12 protein-coding genes are annotated in these 19,139 nt (G+C 68.8%); 6 read left to right on the top strand and 6 right to left on the bottom strand.

The window, feature by feature from the left end:
- Positions 1 to 330 precede the first annotated feature (330 nt).
- The gene (locus FZ938_RS20100) at positions 331 to 3,462 is read right to left on the bottom strand and encodes a response regulator (RefSeq protein WP_149200208.1); all 3,132 of its coding nucleotides are present in this window, start codon (positions 3,460 to 3,462) and stop codon (positions 331 to 333) included.
- 257 nt (positions 3,463 to 3,719) lie between these two features.
- Here FZ938_RS20100 and FZ938_RS20095 point away from each other — a divergent pair, with 257 nt between their 5' ends.
- Entirely contained in the window at positions 3,720 to 5,702 is a 1,983-nt protein-coding gene (locus tag FZ938_RS20095) for an ATP-binding response regulator (protein WP_149200207.1), read from the top strand.
- 140 nt (positions 5,703 to 5,842) lie between these two features.
- Positions 5,843 to 6,457 (top strand): glycine-rich domain-containing protein, encoded by a 615-nt coding sequence (locus FZ938_RS20090; protein WP_149200206.1) that lies wholly within the window; start codon positions 5,843 to 5,845, stop codon positions 6,455 to 6,457.
- An 87-nt stretch (positions 6,458 to 6,544) separates the two neighbouring features.
- Here FZ938_RS20090 and FZ938_RS20085 read toward each other — a convergent pair whose 3' ends face one another.
- The gene (locus FZ938_RS20085) at positions 6,545 to 8,086 is read right to left on the bottom strand and encodes an ABC transporter substrate-binding protein (protein WP_149200205.1); all 1,542 of its coding nucleotides are present in this window, start codon (positions 8,084 to 8,086) and stop codon (positions 6,545 to 6,547) included.
- 576 nt (positions 8,087 to 8,662) lie between these two features.
- Here FZ938_RS20085 and FZ938_RS20080 point away from each other — a divergent pair.
- Positions 8,663 to 9,079: a DUF1801 domain-containing protein gene (locus FZ938_RS20080; protein ID WP_149200204.1), complete on the top strand. Its 417-nt coding sequence runs from the start codon at positions 8,663 to 8,665 to the stop codon at positions 9,077 to 9,079.
- A 279-nt stretch (positions 9,080 to 9,358) separates the two neighbouring features.
- On the opposite strand, the gene FZ938_RS30665 is transcribed toward FZ938_RS20080, so the two are convergent.
- From FZ938_RS30665 to FZ938_RS20055, 4 genes are all read right to left on the bottom strand, one after another.
- On the bottom strand, positions 9,359 to 9,619 hold the full coding sequence (locus FZ938_RS30665; protein ID WP_174757508.1) for a hypothetical protein: 261 nt from the start codon (positions 9,617 to 9,619) through the stop codon (positions 9,359 to 9,361).
- A 279-nt stretch (positions 9,620 to 9,898) separates the two neighbouring features.
- Positions 9,899 to 10,753, bottom strand: a complete 855-nt coding sequence (locus FZ938_RS20065; RefSeq protein WP_149200203.1) for a ParB/RepB/Spo0J family partition protein — start codon at positions 10,751 to 10,753, stop codon at positions 9,899 to 9,901.
- Positions 10,743 to 11,765 carry an AAA family ATPase gene (locus tag FZ938_RS20060; RefSeq protein ID WP_109075141.1) on the bottom strand — a complete coding sequence of 341 codons (1,023 nt, stop codon included), beginning with the start codon at positions 11,763 to 11,765 and terminating at the stop codon, positions 10,743 to 10,745. The genes FZ938_RS20065 and FZ938_RS20060 overlap by 11 nt, the downstream gene beginning before the upstream one ends.
- A gap of 105 nt (positions 11,766 to 11,870) precedes the next feature.
- Complete coding sequence (locus FZ938_RS20055; protein WP_109153386.1) at positions 11,871 to 12,818, bottom strand: replication initiator protein A; 948 nt, start codon at positions 12,816 to 12,818, stop codon at positions 11,871 to 11,873.
- A gap of 1,064 nt (positions 12,819 to 13,882) precedes the next feature.
- On the opposite strand from FZ938_RS20055, the gene FZ938_RS20050 reads away from it, so the two are divergent.
- The 3 genes from FZ938_RS20050 to FZ938_RS20040 all read left to right on the top strand — a co-directional run bounded on the left by FZ938_RS20050 (position 13,883) and on the right by FZ938_RS20040 (position 19,043).
- Positions 13,883 to 14,701, top strand: a complete 819-nt coding sequence (locus tag FZ938_RS20050) for a MarR family transcriptional regulator (protein ID WP_149200202.1) — start codon at positions 13,883 to 13,885, stop codon at positions 14,699 to 14,701.
- 566 nt (positions 14,702 to 15,267) lie between these two features.
- Positions 15,268 to 17,919, top strand: coding sequence for a tetratricopeptide repeat protein (locus FZ938_RS20045; RefSeq protein ID WP_174757509.1), 2,652 nt, complete (start codon positions 15,268 to 15,270; stop codon positions 17,917 to 17,919).
- A complete protein-coding gene (locus tag FZ938_RS20040) occupies positions 17,916 to 19,043 on the top strand; it encodes a glycosyltransferase family 9 protein (RefSeq protein ID WP_149200200.1) in 1,128 nt (375 codons plus the stop codon). Before FZ938_RS20045 ends, FZ938_RS20040 begins: the two co-directional genes overlap by 4 nt.
- The last annotated feature ends 96 nt before the right edge of the window (positions 19,044 to 19,139 follow it).

Genomic DNA, 19,139 nt, shown 5'->3' with positions numbered 1-19,139 from the left:
TTCATTGCGGACAAATACAAAAATCCTTAAGTAATCAACTTCAAAATCCGCCTCTTTGATCTAAACTGCCAGAGACGTAAATGAGGTTGCTACTTCTACAGATCGACGAATACGAGTTGGAGGCGACGCATGAAATCTTCGCTCCTAACCATGCAGATAATGCCTAAAAATGTTATTTTTGCATCTTCTTAAAAGCCAAAATAGTTGGCCAGCTATCTTTCAATTGGTATTATTTTTATACAACTGCTTCTGGCGCAAGGGGAAAATCACTAACTGTTAGCCAGTTGACCAATTTTCCGTCAACTGGAATCTCCGGGACTCTTATCTCCCCTACCCCTCCCCCATCGCCTCCACCGCACGCCGTGACGCGACGCAGCGGGCGACTTCGGTCAGCAGTTGCACGCGGTCGATGGGCTTCGGCACATGGCAGTCCATGCCGACCTCGTAGCATTGGGCGATGTCGTCCGGGAAGGTGTTGGCGGTCAGCGCCACGATGACGGTGCGGGACACCGGACCGGGCATGGCGCGGAGGACGCGCGTCGCCTCCAGGCCGTCCATCACCGGCATGTTCACGTCCATCAGGATGGCGTCGAACGGCTCGGCACCCGCCGCCGCCACGGCCGCCTCCACCGCCTGGGCGCCATCCGCCACCGCCGCGACGCTGTGGCCGGCCTGCTTCAGCAGGGTGACCGCCAGCAGGCGGTTCATCTCCACATCCTCCACCACCAGGATGCGCAGGGACTCCGTCGCCGCAGCGGCGGGGGACGGCGCCGGCGGGGCGGTCACGGCCGGGGGTGAGGGCGGCAGGGGCGGCGGAGGGGGTGGCGGAGGCGGGGCGGGCGCCTCGGCGACGGGGGCGGCGGTGGGCGCGGGGATGGAGGCGGAGGGCGGCTCGGCGGCGGGGGGAGCCAGGGGGCGCAGGCGGTCCAGACGCTCGCGCAGCTCCGCCGGGTCATAGGGCTTGGCGATCAGGTCGTAGCCGCCCATCGCCACGTCGTCCGCCACCACCGCATGGGCGGCGAAGCCCGACGCCAGCAGAACCGGCAGGTCGGGGCGCAGGCGCCGCGCCTCGCGCGCCAGCTCGGCGCCGTTCATGCCCGGCGGCATCACGATGTCGCTGAACAGCAGGTCCAGGGGCTCCGGCCCGCGCAGCACCAGCAGGGCCTCGCCGGCCCCCGACGCGGCGGTCACCCGGTGGCCCCAGCTGCGCAGCAGGGCGCAGCCGTTCTCGCGGATGTTGTGGTCGTCCTCCACCATCAGGATGGACAGGCTCGGGCGGCCGGTGGCGGCGAGGGCGCCGGTGGGGTGGGCGGCGGTCTCCCCAGTCATGCGGTCGGGCGGGAAATGGATGGTGACGGTGGTGCCCTGCCCCACCCGGCTGGCCAGGGTCAGCGTGCCGCCATGCAGCTCCACCAGACGGCGGGTCAGCGGCAGGCCGAGACCGGCGCCCTCGGTCTGGCGGTTCTCCGGGCTGGCGACGCGGGCGTAGGCCAGCAGGACGCGGCCCAGATCCTGTTCGGGAATGCCGACGCCGTTGTCGCGCACCTCCAGCAACAGGCCGCCGTCCGGAGCCGGGGCGGCGGTCAGGGACACCGTGCCGCCGGAGGGGGTGTATTTCACCGCGTTCGACAGCAGGTTCAGCAGGATCTGGCGGATGCGGCGCTCGTCGCCGCGCATGTGGCGGGCGGCGGGCTCCACGCTTGCCGAGAGGGCGATGCCGGCACGGGCGGCGCGCGGGGTCAGCAGGCGGATGGCGAAGGTGGCGGCGGCGTCGAGGTCGACCGGGTCGTCGTCGAGGGTCAGCTGGCCGGATTCGGCGCGGACATGGTCGAGGATCTCGTTGATCAGCTCCAGCAGATGCTGGCCGCTGTCGCGGATGTTGACGGCGAAGTCGCGGTAATGGGCAGTGCCGACCGGCCCCTCCGACTCCCGCGCGATCAGATCGGCGAAGCCGATGACGGCGTTCATCGGCGTGCGCAGCTCGTGGCTCAGGCTCGCCAGGAACTCGGTCTTGCTGCGGCTGGCCGATTCCGCGGCGTGGCGGGCGTCCTGAAGCTCCGCCTCCATGATCTTGCGGGCGGTGACGTCGCGCTCGACGCTGACGTAATCCTGCGGGGCGCCCCAGTCGTCGGTGACCAGCCGCACCGCCGCCTCGATCCACACCCAGCGGCCGTCGGCATGGCGCAGGCGATAGGTGGTCTTCAGGGTCGGGCGGTCGGGGGTCAGGCGGGCGAGGCCGGCGGCGAGGGCGTCGCGGTCGTCGGGGTGGACGCGCTCCACCAGCGGGCGGCCGATCAGCTCGGCCGGCGGGCTGCCCAGGCTGTCGCGCGTCGCCTCCGAACAGAAGCGGCGCACCCCGTCCAGGCCGATGCGGCCGATGATGTCGGTGACGCCGCGGGCCAGCAGGCGATAGCGCGCCTCGCTGGCGCGGATGGCGCGTTCCGCCTCGTGCCGGCGGGTGATGTCGCGGGCGCCGACCGACAGCATGACGATGGCGCCGCTGTCGTCGCGGATCGGCACCTGCGACACCTCCCACCAGCGGGTGACGCCGTTGTGGGTGTGCTGCTCCTCGAAGCGGGTGGGGGCGCCGGCGTCGATGCAGGATTGCAGGTCGGCCATCGCCTTGGCGGCGAGGTCCGGCGGCAGCAGGCGGTCGAGCGGCTGGCCCTCCGCCTGCGCGGCGCGGTCGCCCATCAGGCGCTGGGCGGCGGCATTGGCGGAGTGAAGGGTGAAGGTGCCGTCGGGGTTGACGCGCAGGACGGCGAGGCAGTCGGCGGAGCTGTCGAAGACGGCGCGGAACAGGGCGGCGCTCTCGTCCAGCGCGCCTTCGTCGGCGACGCGGCGGTGCTCGCGCGCCAGCATGGTGCCGAGCACGCCGATGCCCAGCGTGGTGAAGGCGGCCAGCGGCAGCGCCGCCTCCTCCATCACCCGCATGGCGAGGTCGAGGTCCGGCAGCAGCAGGAAGGCCAGCAGGGTCAGCGGCGTGATCGCCAGCCCGAACAGCGCCAGCAGGCCGAAGCCGAAGGCGCCCTTCCCCCTTCCCTGGCCGCTCCCCTGGCCGCTTCCGCCCCGCCCGGCGGCGCGGCGCTCCATCGGCTTGGCCAGCAGCGGCGCGGCCAGGGCGGTCAGCAGGATGCCGGCGAGCCCGGTCAGCGAGCCGACGCCGCCCAGCCACAGCCGCACCGCGCCGGCAATGGCCGCCGACAGCAGAGCCGCCGGCAGGCCGCCGAACAGACCGGCCAGCCCGATCATCGCATTGCGCAGGTCGATCAGCACCCCGCCCGCCACCGGGTAGGCGTCCAGCATGGAAATGGCGGCCGCCACACCGAACAGCAGGCCGGACAGCAGGGCGAAGGCCCGGCGCCGGGCGCCGAACCGCCGCAGCACATGGCGGTAGGCCAGCAGAACCAGCGCCAGCAGGCCGACGCCGTGCGTCAGGGCGATGACGATGCCCGTTCCCATGCTTCCGCCCTCCCCCCCAAGCGGTGATCCCGGTCCCGCTTCCGGCCCTACACCCCCGAAGCCCGACGCGAACTTTTATACAGGCAATCAAACAAGAAGAAGAAACGAATCGAAACAGTCATACCGCCTTTTTTCCCACTACTACCGTTGATGGCGGCTTGACCGGCGGCATTACGTGGCTGTCGAGTTTGCCCGGCGGTTCGGCTAGGATGGCGCGGCGAGTTGTTCGTGGTCGTCTTTGTCTCGGTGGCTTCGGCATGTTCTTGAAGATCTTCTCACGGAGCCTGGTCGCCCGGACGACGGCATCGGCGGTGTTGCTGGTGTCGGTGCTGGTCGCCGTGCCGATGATCGTGCTGATCCAGGCCGACGTGCGCAACACCCGGGCCGAACTGGCCATCCGGGCGGAGATGGCGACCCGCATCGTGCTGGACGAGGTGACGAACGCGCTGTGGGACCTCGACCCCGAAGAGGCGGCGACGGCGCTGAACCCGTTGCGCTCGATCGACAGCTTCGCCGAGGCGGTGATCCTGGGCACGCATGGCGAGCGCTTCACCGTCTACCGCAAGCCGGGTGCCGTCATTGGCGCAGGGGATGCGGCCACGGTGGCGGCGGTGCCGCTGATCCACCAGGACCGCAGCGGCGCCGCCCGCAACATCGGCACCCTGCTGGTCAGGCTGGACACCGGGCCGACCGACGACGCCATCCGCCACCATGTGCTGGTGTTGGGCGGGATCGGCGCCGTCACGCTTCTGCTGGTGGTGCTGGGCGTGATCTGGGCGACGCGCGGCATGACGTTGCCCATCGCCGGCATGACCCGCGCCATGGACGATCTGGCGGCCGGCAACGTGACGGTGACCGTGCCGGTCCGCCACCGCGACGACGAGATCGGCCGGATGGCAAAGGCGCTCGGCACCTTTCGCCAGAACGCCATCGACCTGCGCGCCGCCAAGGAGCGGGCGGAGCAGGCGGTGGCGTCGAAGGCCAAGTTCATGGCCGCCGCCAGCCACGACCTGCGCCAGCCCGCCCAGTCGCTGCTGATGCTGACCGCCATGCTGCGCGCCACCGCCCCCAATCCGAAGGTGGAGGAGTCCGCGCGCAAGATCGAACAGGTGGTGATGACGCTGAAGCAGCTGCTGGACGAGTTGCTGGAGGTGTCGCGGCTGGATGCCGGCGGCGTCACCGCCAACAAGGCCGTGCATGAGGTCGCCGACCTGTTCGAGGCGCTGGATTCGCAATATGGCCCGGTCGCCCGCGGCAAGGGGCTGGCATTCGCCGTGCCGCAATACCGCGCGGCGGTGATGACCGACCGGGTGCTGCTGCTGCGGCTGCTGGGCAACCTGATCGACAACGCGATCCGCTACACGAACTCCGGCCAGGTGCAGGTCGCCTGCCTGGAATCCGGCGGCTGCCTGATCATCGAGGTGCGGGACACCGGCATCGGCATTCCGGAGGACCGGCTGGACGCCATCTGGGAAGAGTTCCACCAGATCGGCAACCCGGAGCGCAACCGCGACAACGGCATCGGGCTCGGCCTGTCGATCGTCCAGCGGCTGGCCACCGTGCTGGACCACCCGGTCAAGGTGCGCTCCACGCCGGGGAAAGGCTCGGTCTTCTCGGTCACCGTGCCGCTGGCGCCGGTGGAACTTGCCGGTCCGGACAGCACGGCGGACGAGCCGGCGCCCCCTGCCCTGTCACCCGTTCCGGCTCCAGCCCTGTCCCCTGCTACCGCCCCTGCCCTGGCTGCCGCCCCCGCCCTGGCTACCGCCAATGGCGCGGCGGTCGCGACGTTGGCCGATGCGCCGGCGAAGGACGGCGAAATCGCGATCCTGGTGATCGACGACGACCAGTTCGTGCTGTCCGCCATCTCGATGTTCCTCACCACGGCCGGGCACCGCGTCGCCGGCGCCTCCACGGTCGCCCAGGGTCTGCGCGCGGTGGAGGACGGCACCGTCCGGCCCGACGCGGTGATCGCCGATTACCACCTGTCGGCCACCGAGAATGGCCTGGACTTTATCGAGACGGTTTGGCGGCGGCTGGGACTGCGCATTCCGGCGGTGCTGATCTCCGGACGGCTGGATGGCGCGGTGACGGCGCGCGCGGCGGCGATGGGCGTCACCGTCGCCGCCAAGCCGATCATGCCGGACCGGCTGTCGGCTCTGGTGGAGCAGATGACGGCCGGGCGGCCGGTGGCGGCGCTTCCGCTCGACATCGCCTCTCCGCATAAGACCCTGAGCGAATGACGGCATCGGCCGGGAGCCGGATGTTTAGTACCAAAATTATCTCACATATCCCGCTGTGCTGTGGCACAACAATCGGGCTGCGCCCGCGGACGGTCCTGCAACCCTGTCCAAGGGCAAAAAAAGCAACCTCGGAGGATTCCATGCGCGGCGCCACCACGACCGACACCACCCGTGCCCGTGACATCATCGCCGGCTTCGACTTCGGCTATGTGGTCGAACGCGCCGTCGCCTCAGGCATGACCCGCAGCACGTCCGGGATCGCCCTGGCCCAGCTGAAGGACTTCCTGCTGGCCTGCGCCGAGCATCCGGACCGCGACATCGTCCCGCAGTCCGCCGCTTGCGACGATCTGTGGCACGAGTTCATCGTCGCCGACACCCGCGCCTATTTCCGCTTCTGCGAGGCGGTCTATGGCGAATACCTGCACCACAACGGCGTCACCATCCCAGCCGAGCGCATCGCCGCCGCCCGCACCGACAGCGCCGGGCTGTTCGCCAACGCCGATTGCCTGCGCGAAGCCGCGAAGGCGGATTGCCTGCGCGAGGCCGCAAAGGCCGATTGCCTCCGTGAGGCCAAGGCTGCGGATTGCCTGAGGGAAGCTGCGCAAGCTGACTGCCTGCGCGAGGCCGCAAAGGCCGATTGCCTGCGTGAAGCGAAGACTGCGGATTGTCTGCGCGAAGCTGCGAAGGCCGACTGCCTCCGTGAGGCCAAGCCGGCCGATTGTCTCCGCGAAGCGCGGTCGCAGGGCGCCGCCTGACCCGCCACAGACTTCGGCAAAAAGCCCCTGTCCGGCAGCGGACAGGGGCTTTTTCATGTGGTCACGCCACCCTGCCCCCTCGCCGGCTCAGCCGAAGTTCAGGCCGCCGAATGGGGTGATGAAATTCTCGCTCAGCACATTGCCGCGCAGCGCGACATAGTCCGGCACCACCAGCGGAATCACCGGTAGGTCGTTCATCACCAGACATTCGGCGTCCTTGTAGACCTCGGCACGGCGGCCGGGATCGGGGATGGCCATCGCCTGTTCGATCAGATCGTCGAACTTCGCATTCGACCAGCCGACCGGATTGAAGCGGCTGCGGCTGCTGAACAGTTCGTCCAGGAAGTTCATCGGGTCGGGGTAGGTGGCGGTCCAGCCGAACAGGAAGGAATCATAGTCGCGCCGGCGGGATCGCGAGATGAACTCCTGGCGCGGAGAGACCACCAGCTTCGCCGGAATGCCGGCATTGTTCCATTGCGAGACGTAATAGACGAACTCCCGCCGGTATTCCGGAACAACCGCGACCTGGAAGGGGTCGATGCCGCGGCCCTCCGGATATCCCGCCTCTTCCAGCAGCCGCTTCGCCAACATTGGATCGTAGGCCAGCGGCTCCAGCTTTTCGTTCGACAGCAACGCCGGTGGAACGATGCCTTTGTGGACGGCGGCCACCCCACGGAAGAAACGTTCCGCCATCGCGGGGCGGTCGATCAGCAGCGACATCGCCCGGCGCACGCGCAGATCAGCGAAGGCCTTCACCCGGCGGGGATCGAGCGCGACCACCCGCATCTGCATGCGCGGCACACTCGACAGCCAGCGTTTGAAGCCGGGATCGTCCATCACCCCGCGCAGCGCGTCGGTGTCGACGAAGGTGAAGTCGATCTGGCTGTCGTTGAACAGGGTGATGCCGTCATTACCGATGCCGGTGGCGAGGAAGGACACCCGCTCGAACGGCACCGCACCGCCGCGCCAGCCGGGATTGGCCTCGACATCCATGCGGATGCCGTCGTTCGACTGCAGCAGCCGATAAGGGCCGGTTCCGGCAGACATGGTGCGGAACCAGTTGGGACCGGCCTTTTCCGCCGCCTCCACATCGACGATGTTCAGCCGGGCGAAGGGGAAGACGGCGCAGGGTTCGTCGCAGACCACCTCCAGCGTCCGGTCGTCTACCACGGTGATGCCCGACAGCCCGGTGGCGGTCTTCGCCCGCAGCTCACGAAAGCCCCGCACCTTGGACAGGGCCAGAACCGCGAAGTTGGCTCCGTCGCCGGCCAGGGCCGCCTCAAAGCTGCGCTTGACGTCGGCGGCGGTCAGGGGACGGCCAGTGTGGAAGGTGACGTTGTCGCGGATGGTCAGCCGCCAGCGGCGGGCATCCTCCGACCCCTCCCAGGCGGTGGCGAGGCCGGGGAGGATGCGGCCCTGGGGATCGACCGTGGTCAGGCTCTCATACATCGAGCCGAGGACCTGACGCGCGACCAAATCGTTGACGGTCAGCGGGTTGATCGCGCCGGGCAGGGACTTCAGCCCGATCCGCAGGGCAGGGGCGGCGGCCATCGCCGGCCACGGCAGGGCGCCGGCCAGACCGGCCGTGCCGAGCAATCCTAGGAACTGTCGTCTCTGCACCGCCGGCATCGCTGATCCGTAACGTCGATGGTCCCGTCACTGATCCTTACCATGCGACAGGGCAGGCGGTCACCCTGGCCGAGCGCCAGAGGCTTTCGCAATCGAAAGCAACCAAGGGGTGTGGAGCGGCGCCAAGACAACCATGACAGGCTTTCGTGATCGAAAGCATTGGTCGTCATCACCACGATGATGCTGCAAGGTGCACCGTTCTCCATTGTGCTGGCTGGAACGTCTTGATCTGACCGCCGCACAGCGGGAGCGGCTGAAGCCGCTACTTCCTCCCCAAAAACCTCCCATCGGCAGTCCGAATTGCTCTCACCGGCGCATGATCGACGGCATGCCCCGATAGGAAAAGCGCGCCGCCAACAATCTCGCAGTGATCGCCATCGCCGCAATCATCCTATGGCTTTGACCTTTGCCAACATAGCCCAATGGAGAGCGGACAAGGGACGAGACAGGATAAGTGGGGCTGCGCCCCCTTGCGTCCCCGGAGAAGAATTGGCATGGATGGATTGAAGTCTGCCGGTGCAATTCAAAGCTGAGTCGGAAACCATGACGCCTCGGCGCCAGACAGGGGAAACGGGTATGGAGAAGGGTGAGTCGCCGACAGGCATGTCTCCGTCTCAGTTGATCGATGCGAAAATCAAGGAGTTGGGCGACTGGCGGGGTGAAATACTCAGTCGGCTCCGGGCTTTGATCAAGGAAGCCGATCCCGACGTCGTCGAGGAATGGAAGTGGAGAGGCGTTCCGGTGTGGTCGCACGCTGGGTTGATCTGCACGGGCGAGACTTACAAGAACGTCGTGAAAATGACCTTCGCCAAGGGGGCGGCTCTGATGGATCCTTCTGGCCTCTTCAACTCCAGTCTTGACGGGAATACAAGGCGTGCTATCGACTTTCACGAGGGCGCACACATCGACGAGGAGGCGTTGAAGACGCTCGTTCGTGCCGCTGTGGCGCTGAACAGCTCCAAAGCCCGCAGCCGATCCACAAAATCAAACTGAACAGGCTTCATTTCCCCGCCATCGGGTCCGCCCCTCCGAATGGGCGAACAGAACTGAGTGCTGCATCCGCCAAATCCGCGAGGGGGCTGGGACAAAGGCGACAACGGGACGACGCGGTGCCCGATGTCGACGCCGATGGCCCGAGATGAAGAGATGCCTGTGTTGTTTCCAGCAGGCGATCGCACGGTCGACCGCCCGCGCGATTTCGGCCCAGGTCTCGAAGCGGCGACCCTTGAGCGCCAGGAGGTACAGGTTCCTCCACCAGAACTCGATCAGGTTCTAGATAAGCCGCGTACTTGGATTGAAAGACGAACTCCCAGCGCGCGAACCAGTCGGGCTTGAGGCGGGAGCGTCCCCACCCCAGCGTTCGATCCAGCCGGTGCCCTTGAGTGTGGCGAGCACCTTGCTGTCGTGCACCTCACCGCCCGACAGGGCGAAGATCACCGGCAGACTTTGGCCTTCGGCGCGGATGTGGATTTTGGTCGCGAAGCCGCCGCGCAAACGGCCAAGAGCCCGCCGCATGCGGGCGAGCCACAGCATGCCGTTGATCGTGCGCCGGTGAGAGCAATTCGGACTGCCGTCTGAGGTTTTCGGGGAGGAAGCTGCGGCCCCAGCAGTTACCATTGCACGTCGGTCTGTTCATAACGTCCCAGCCAGCACAAATGAGGATCGCTTCCTTAACCCGCCTCCCTTTGCCGACACCGCCTGACCCTCTCCCCGCTTTCGGCGGACCGGAGGTCCGCCTGTCGCGTCAGCGCAAACGAAGTTTGCGGGTGAGCGGGCGAGAGGGAGATGCGCTTTTCTCCGAAAGCCTAACTCTCAGGCGTTCAGCAGGGCGTCGATGCGGTCGCGCAGGGCCTGCAGCCGCTCGCGGTGTTCGCGCTGCAACGCCCGGGCGACGGTGTCGATGGCGGCGAGGTCCTTGTCCATCCGGTTGATCGCCTTGCCCAGCACCCGCAGCGGCTCCGCCGTGCTGGACGCCGCCGGACGGGCCGCCCGCACCGCACCCACCGTCAGCCCGCCGGTGCGCGCCGTCTGCCACAGCCGGCGCAGTTCCGCCTCGTCCTCGACGAAAGCCAGTTCGACAAGGGCGGAGCGCGACACCGCGTCGGGGTTGGCGCGGTAGTCGGCCAGAATGTCGTCGGGCAGGCGCAGCACCTTCAGGCGCTTCGATACCTCGGCCTCCGAACAGCCGACGGCCGCCGCCACCTCCGCCTGGGTGTAGCCATGCGCCTCGATCAGCTGCGACAGGCCACGGGCGAGGTCGATGGCGTCAAGGTCCACGCGCTGGACATTCTCGATCAGCGCGATCTCTTCCGGCCGCCCCTTGGTGATGATGGCGGCGATGGTGCCGCGGCCAAGCAGCCGGTGGGCGCGCAGCCGCCGTTCGCCGGCCACCAGCCGATAGCGGCCCTTCTCCGTCCCCTCCTGCACCAGCACGGGTTGCTGCAACCCATGGCGGGCGATGGAGTCGGCCAGCGAGCGCAGGGACTCGTCGTCGAACACCGTGCGCGGCTGGCCGGGATTGGTCTCCACGGCGTCCAGATCGACCTCGACCAGCCGGGGCAGCACGCCGCTCAACCCGAACATACGGTCGGTCTCGGCGGCGAAGCCGGCCTCCTTGGCCTGGAGCACGGTGGCGGCGGTCTGCCGGGTCAGCTTCTTAGGCGGCATCGACAGTCTCCTGCAGGCGGCCCATGGCGGTCAGCAGAGCCGAGGCGATGGCGGCATAGCTCTCCACCCCCGGCGCGCCGATGTCGGCATCCAGCGTGATGACGTTGGCGCCCGCGGCCTGGGCGTAGATGGTGGCGCGCGGCACCGGCGGGAACACGCGGCGGCTGTCGCCCCACAGGCGCTGGATGTCGTCGAGCGACGAGCGGTCCTGGGTCTGGCGCGGGTTGACCATGGTCGGCAGGATGCCCAGCACCTCCAGCCGCGGGTTGAGGCGACGCTGGATCTTGGCGACGGTGTCGAGGAAGGCGCTGACGCCGAGGATTGCGTGCGGCTCCGCCTGGCAGGGCACCAGGACGTAATCGGCGGCGGTCAGCGCATTGATGGTCACGGCGCCGAGGTTCGGGGCGCAGTCGATGACGATCACGTCATAGCGCTCGCGCACGCCGTCCAGCATTTCGGCCAGCGCAGTCTGGGCGTTGGTCAGGTTGCCGGGAAGTTCGGTGTCGGCGCTCGCCAGCGCGATGCTGGAGGGAACGACGTCCAGCCCCTCAACGCTGGTCGGACGGATCACCGCGTCGAGCGGCGTCTTGCCCATCAGCGCATGATAGAGAACCTTCCCCGCCTCGGTCAGCGCCACCACGTCGGTCTGCGGCACGCCGACATGGACGGTGGCGTTGCCCTGCGGATCGGCATCGACCAGCAGGACGCGGTTGCCGGCGCGCGCCAGGATGAAGGCGAGGTTGATCGAGGTCGCGGTCTTGGCGGTGCCGCCCTTCTGCAGGCCGACGGCGACGGTGGTGCCGCGGCGGGGCAGGGCGCTTTCCGGCCGTTCCAGATCCAGCAGCAGAAGCCGTCCCAGCAGGTCGCGGGGCAGGGCCTCCTTGCCGGTTTCCCACTTGCTCAACCTTTGCTTGTCATACTTGCGGCCGGTCAATTCATTGACGTATGCCGCCATCTGCGTCTGGGTCAGGCCGCGCCGTTCCCGCAACGCCTTCAACTGTTCCCCTGTCACGCCCCGTCCTCCTGCCCCGGCACCGGTTGGCAGCGACCCTAGCAAGTCGTCGCGACTCCGGCAACGGGTGTCTACCAAACGGGCGTGGCCGGAGGGGCAGGGAGGTCACACCGTTTCGTCGTATTCCACCTTGGGAACGTCGATCCAGTTTTCCGGCTGGCCCTGGTCCTTCTTCCAGAACAGGACCGGCAACTCGGCGTTCAGCACGCGGCCCTGAACGGCGCCGCGCGCCTTCATCGTTTCCTTGTATTCCGCCGTCTCGACGATGCGGACGCCATAGCCGGGGATGCGGTCGGCGGCCAGCACGGGGCCGAGCGCGTTCTTGAACTTGCGCAAATCGTTGTCGGAGCCGACGCGCTTGCGCAACGGTTCCAGCGCCATCCAAAAGGCGTGGCCGCGGGCAAGGTGGGCGCGCGCGATCTCGTAGAGGCGCTTTTCCACCGGCTTCAGCGCGAAATACTGGTCGTCATAGCTCAGCAGATTGTGGCCCAGCGCCGCGCGGGTGACCCATCCCGACAGCGTCAGCTTCAGCCCGCGCACCGCCCGCTCGCCGTCCTTCTTGCGCTGGTAGAGCAGCTTGTAGTCGGAAATCCAAGAGAAGGCGCCGCTTTCGCCCTCCCCGCCGGTTTCCAGGTTGGTCTTGATCTGCGTGCCCTGCAGCCGCTCCAGCGCCCCTTCGATCTTGTCATAGGCGCTGCCGCCGGCGGTCTTGCCGACGATGCGCTGGAGATCGCTGGTGGTGAAGTGAAGCTCGCCCAGCTTGGACGGCCCCTTGCCCGATTCCATCTTCTCGCGCAGCAGCGAGATGGCGTAGAGAAGCACCGCCTTGTCCCAGATCGTCGCAACGCCGACGTTCTTCGGCGCCCGCACCTCGATCCGCACCTTGCCGTCATCATAGGTCGGCAGCGATTCCGCCTTGTCCTTCGACAGGCCGAACAGGCTGTAGACCATCATGTGGCGGTCGTTCTGGACATCGCCAGTCAGCGGGGAATCGAGCCGCAGAGCCAATTGCAGCGGCCGGTCGAGCAGCTCGGCGTTGGTGGTCTGGGTCATTCGATCTCTCCGCGGGTCCCGTGCGGCTTGAAGGGGTCCAAGCCATAATCCACAAGCCTGCCGCCCTGTTCCACACTGCCGGCGCAAACGTCGCCGTTCTGCCGAAAGATTCCCGTGATCGGGGCGGATTGACCGGCCGAACGTCGCCGTTCTGCCAGTTTTGCCGGTCGGGGGGCGGACGCCGGCGATGCCGCGGCGGCGGAGCGGCTGCCGCCGGCCGATGGCGGCGCCAACGTCTGCGTTCTGCCGTGCCGAAGGGGGGAGGGGAGGGGAGGCGGGCAGGCAATATGTTGATTTCATTGGATTATTGTAGCCGCTCCACCCCGTGATGGCGCTCGAATGCCCCCCTGGATGGCCTTTGACTGGCAGAACGGCGACGTTCGGACGATCCGCTGGAGGGCCGATTCCCGCCCGATTCCCCGCCGATTCCATCCCAGGCAGGGTGGGGGAGGGGTGAGATCCGCTCCATCATTCGGCAGAACGGCGACGTTCGACGTCGCGATCTGGCCGCCGCACACTGCCGATGTCCAAGAATCTTTCGGCACAACGGCGACGTTTGGACCCGAATCTTTCGGCACAACGGCGACACTTGCAGGCGGCCGGCCGCGGCAACTCCGGCCCAAGTGGTTGATTCCTCCGTAAGAATCCCGTCGAGCGTCCGCGAAATGCCGCCGGCGGGCGATTTTTCCAAGACCGTGGACAGATGCGCGACGGCACGTACACATTTCAAAAAACGGGCGAAAACCGCCCTTACGCCATCGACATGCGCCCTTGCCAGATGCTGGCCGGCGCCACGGGTGTTTGCATCCGTGTTTTTTGAAGGACCGAGCAGCATGAGGTAACGGAGAACCGATCTCCGCAAACACAAAAGGCCCGGATTGCTCCGGGCCCTTCGTGTCGGACGGAGGAGACCGAGGGAAACCCGGGCACCCCACATCTGGCGGTTTGGCGACTCCATGATGGCAGGGCAGGCCCGCAAAGCCAAGCGGATTCAAGAGTGAGTCCGTTGACGCCATTCCCTTGTCTCCGCCCGTCCACGGATCGACCGACAGACGGGTAACGCAATGAAGCCATACATCGACATGTACAGGCGCTGGATCGCCGTGCCCGGCATCCAGGCCGCCGACATCGCGGTGTTGTCCGCGCTCTATGCCCATGCCGACCGCGACGGTGTCTGCACCGCCACGCAAGGGGAGCTGGCCGAGGAGCTGGGACAAAGCCGCGCCTGGTTCAATGCCGTGCTGAAAGGCCTGCAGGAGAAGGCGTCGCAGGATACGGCGGCGGCGCTGGTCTGCGCCAAGCCGCGTCGGGGCCTGCGCGGGTTCGCCTATCAGCTGGCCGGGATGGAGGGCTTTACCGCCGGCATGTCCTGTCAGCCGGCTGACAGCAGCGGTTCGCCGGCCGGCATTTCCTTGGATTCCCAGAATCCTGAATCCTCCTCCTCCCCCTCGGATGGGGACATGGATCGGCGGAACGAGGCTTTGCCGGCGGACTGGCAGCCGGATGCCGGCGATCTGGCCTGGGCGGCACTGGAGCGTCCGGAGGTCGATGCCGGCCGGGTGACGGCCAAGTTCGTGTCCTGGTGCCGCAAGGCGCACCGCCGCAACGGCTACCGCCCGCCGGATCCGGGGGCCGCCTGGCGCCGCTGGATCGCCCGCGAGCTGGTGGCGCCGGCCGAAGAGCCAGTCGATAAGCCGGCCGCACCAGTCTCCAACCCTTCCCCCCAGTCCTCCACCCCTCAGTTCCGCCGGGAGCCCCGCCATGACCGCCGCTCGTCTTCCTTGCGTGCCGGCCCCCCATACGCAAACTCCATGTCCGATGCCGCCGGCCGCAACCGCGAAACCCTCGCAGCCCTGCGCCTTCGCCTCGCTGGCCAGGCTTGAGGCGGCGGATCTGCGGTTCGAGACGCAGGATCTGTCGCCCGAGGAGATCGGCGCGCTCGCCGACCGGGTGGAGCAGGCCATCGGCGCCCTGACGCCGGCGATCGGCATCGAGAATGTGCTGATCGGCCTGGAGAAGCTGGCCGAGCGCTTCGCGCTGGAGCTGCCCGACGCCGACCTGCTGGAGGCCGACGTGCGGGCGATGGCGGGCTGGCCGGCCGACCGCTGGATGGCGGCCTTCGAGGCGGTGTGGGCGGGGTTCCGCAGCGGCTGGAGCCGCTTTCCGACGCAGGGCGACTTCCGCGAGGCGCTGGGCGCCCTGCCGCCGGCGGCGGAAAGCCGCGCCGCCGACGATCTGAAGCGGCTGGCCGGCCGGCTGCGCCAGGAACAGCACTTGCGCGCCCGCACCGAGGAGCAGCGCCGCCGCACCCGCGCCCGCGAAGCGGCATTGGCCGAACGGCAGCGCGAACTGGCGCTTGTCCCGCCGCCGGATGACCGATCGCCAATGTTGCATTCGCCCCATGGCGGCCAGCATTATCCGCCGGACCACCAGAGAGTGCCGACAGCGGATGAAACCGAACCATCGCCCGCCGCATCGCCCGCCGGGCACCGCCGACGCACAGGCACTTCTGACCCGTGCCGTCACCCATCACCAGAACGGGCAACTGGCCGAGGCGGCGACGCTCTACGAGCAGGTGCTGAAGCGGCTGCCGAAGCAGGCGGACGCCCTGCACCTGTCGGGCCTGATCAAGGCGCAGACCGGTGCGCTGGCGGAGGGGATCGAGCGGATCCGGCAGGCGATGAGGGCCGATCCCAAGCAGCCGGTCTTCCATGCCAATCTGGGCCGGCTGCTGGAGGCGGCGGAGCGGTGGGAGGAGGCGGCGACGGCCTTCCGCGGTGCGGCCCGTCTGGCGCCGCTCGACCCGACGCTGGCGCGGATGGAGGCGGCGGTGCGGACGCGGCTGGGCCAGCAGGGACCGGCGGCGCAGGCGCTGCTGCGTGCGATGGCGCTGGAGCCGGCGGATGCCGGGAGCGCCGCGGATCTGGGAGACGCGCTGTACGATTGCGGGCGCTTCCTGCACGCCGCGGACTGGTACGGGCGGGCGGCGAGGCTGGAGCCGCACCGGGTGCTGGCCGCCTTCAATTGTGGAGCGGCCCTGCGCGACGCCGGCCGGCCGGATCGGGCGGAGGCGGCCTTCCGCGCGCTGGCCGGGCTGGCGCCGCAGATGGTGGAGCCGCTGGAACAATGCATGCAGATCCGGCAGCAGGAAGGCGACGGGGCGGGGGCCCTGGCGGCGGCGCGCCGGCTGCTGGCGCTGGATCCGGGTCGTCCGGCGGCGGTGCGGAGCCTGGGCATTTCCGAAAGCGATCCGGTGTGGCTGGCGCGGCTGGTGAGGCTGGATCCGCTGGCCGACGAGCCGGTGCTGGCGCTGGCCGGGCGGCTCTATGGCCGGCGGACCGCGGCGGCGGAGCGGGCATACCGCCATGCGCTGGCCTTGGCGCCGGCCTCCGGGCTGGCGCTGTCGGGGCTTGGGCTGGCGCTGGCGACGCTGGGAGTGGCGGGGGCGACGCGGTGGAGCCTGCGCGCGGTGCGCGTGGCCCCCGGCGACGCGGCGCTGGCGGCCAACGCCGGTTCCGCCTTCCAGCTGGCCTTGCAGCCGGAGGCGGCGCTGTCCTGGCACCGGCGGGCGCTGGCGCTGATGCCCGGCGACGCGGCGGCCTGGGTCAACATCGGCACCTTGCTGCTGGATGCCAACGCGGCGGAGGAGGCGATTCCGCCGCTGGAGCGGGCGAGGCGACTGGCGGAACTGGAGCGGGAGGGGGGGCAGCTGGCGCTCGCCAACTCCAACCTGGGCGTCGCCTGGATGGCGCTGGGGCTGCATGGAGAGGCGGTGGCGGCCTTCCGCGCCGCACTGGACCGGGCGCCGGACGATGCGGCGATCCGCTCCAACATGCTGTTCTGCCTGTGCTTCGACGACCGCGCCGATCCGGTGGAGGTCTTCCGGGAGCATCGCGTCTTCGAGCGGCATCTGCCGGCGGTTCCGGCGGCGCCCCATGCGGTGGAAAGCCGCGATCCGGACCGGATCTTGCGCATCGGCTATCTGTCGCCGGACTTCCAGCGCTATCCGGGGCCGGGCTACCATTTCCTGCTGCCGCTGATCGAGGGGCACGACCGCCGGGCGGTGGAGGTCACCTGCTACCACAACGACCGCAGCCGCGATGCGACGACGGAGCGTTTCCAGGCGGCGGCCGACCGCTGGCGGGACGTGGCGGCTTTGTCGGACGAGGACCTCGACCGCCGGATCCGGCAGGACCGCATCGACATCCTGGTCGATGCCGGCGGTCACATGTCGCGCAACCGCATGCCGCTGGTGGCGCGCCGTCCGGCGCCGCTGCAGGTCAGCCTGCCGCTCTATCCCAACACGACGGGCCTCGGCGCAGTCGATTACCAGATCGCCGATCCCCGCGTGGCGCCGCCGGGGGCGGATGCCCTGCATGCGGAGAAGCTGATCCGGCTGCCGGGATGCGTGCTGTGCTACCGCCCGGCGGAGTCCGGCTTCGCGCCGCCCTCGCTGCCGCCGCTGGAGACCAACGGCCACATCACCTTCGGGTCCTTCAACAACATCACCAAGGTGAACGCCGCGACCATCGCCCTGTGGGCGCGGCTGCTGGCTGCGGTGCCGACGGCGCGGCTGGTGCTGAAATGGCGGGGGCTGGGCAGCGGCGGCGGTGCCGACCGGCGCCTACTGGCCGCCTTCGCCCGGCACGGCATCGGGGCGGAGCGGCTGGAACTGCGCGGCATCATCCCGGATCCGTACCAGGATTACGTCACCATCGACGTGGCGCTGGACCCCGTCTTCGCCAATGGCGGAACCACCATCTGCGACGCGCTGTGGATGGGCGTGCCGGTGCTGAACCAGAGCGGGCCGACCAAGATCGGCCGCTGGGGGGCGACCATGCTCGAAACCGTCGGGATGGCGGAGCTGGTGACGCGGGACGATGACGGCTATCTGGCGCAGGGCGTGCGGCTGGCAACCGACCGTGGCTTCCTCGACGCGCAACGCGAGGGTCTGCGGGAGCGGATGCGGCGGTCGGCGCTGATGGACGAGCCCGGCTATGCCCGCGCGGTGGAGGCCGGCTATCGCACCGCGTGGCGCCGCTGGTGCGCCGGGCTTCCGCCGGTGGCGTTCAATGTGGCGGACGGGGAGGGGCGGGCATGAGCGTTTGCGATCTCGGCAGCGTCCGCAGCATCCTGGTCGTCAAGTTGGACGAGGCCGGCGACTTCGTGATGGCGACCCCCTTCCTGCGGGCCTTGCGCGCCGCAGCACCACAGGCGCGCATCCTGCTGGCGGTGCGCGAGGCGGTGGCGGATCTGGCAGTGACCTGCCCCTGGGTCGACGGGGTGATCGCCCCGCGGCCGAAGGAGGGCGGCGGCATCGATTTCCGCGGCCTCACCCCCGGCGGGCTGAAGCTGTTCGCCGAGTGCTACCGCGCCGGCTTCGATCTGGCGCTGGTGCCGCGCTACGACTTCGACCGCCATGGCGCGACGACGCTCGCCGCCAACAGCCGGGCGCGGCTGGTCGCCGGATTTTCCGAGCGGGTGACGCCGTGGAAGGCGGAGGGTAACCAGGGCTTCGACCGCGCCTATGGGCTGGCGCTGAACCCGCCGCCGGGGCGGCACGAGGTGGAGCAGAACGCCGCCTTGTTGGAGGCGCTGGGGGCGCGGCCGGATCTGGGGCCGCTGGAGTTGACGCTGACGGCGGAGGATCGCGAACAGGCGCGGCGGTTTCTCGGGCCTCCCGATGGCCGGCCGCTGATCGCGGTGGCGCCGGGGGCCGCCAGCCCGCGTCGGATCTACCCGGCCGACCGGTTGGCCGCGGTGGTTTCCGCCGTGGCCGGCGCGCTCGATGCGCGGGTCGCCGTGCTGGGCACCGAGGAGGAGCGGCCGGCGGCTGGCGTGATCGCGGCGGTGCTGCCGGGACGGACCACCGACCTGACCGGCGCCACCCCGTTGCGTGTCGCCGCCGCGGTGATGGCGGACGCGGCGCTGGCGGTCACCATGGATTCCGCCCCGGCCCATCTGGCGGCGGCGATGGGGGTGCCGGTGGCGGTGTTCTCCTGCCATCCCATTGGCGGCGATCCCAACCATTTCCACGCGCCGGAACGCTTCCGGCCCTGGACCGGCGGACGGGAGGAGCGGGTGCTGGTGCTGCGGCCGGAAGCGGCGGTGGAGCCCTGCAGCGTGTCCTGTCTGGCGGCAGAGGCGCATTGCATCGCCGCCATCGACCCGGCCGACGCCGCCCGGCGCATTCTGGCGCTGGTGGAGAAGGGCGGTAACGGTTGAGTCCTTCCCCAGCTCACAAATCGCAAAAGTTGCTTTCGAAAAAGAAAGTGGGCGGATCCACGGGGTACGTGGATCCGCCCGAGGCGAGGAGACTGA

The organism is Azospirillum oryzae (genome assembly GCF_008364795.1).
Classification (GTDB): Bacteria; Pseudomonadota; Alphaproteobacteria; order Azospirillales; family Azospirillaceae; genus Azospirillum; species Azospirillum oryzae.
This window is presented reverse-complemented; position numbering and strand designations above follow the sequence as displayed.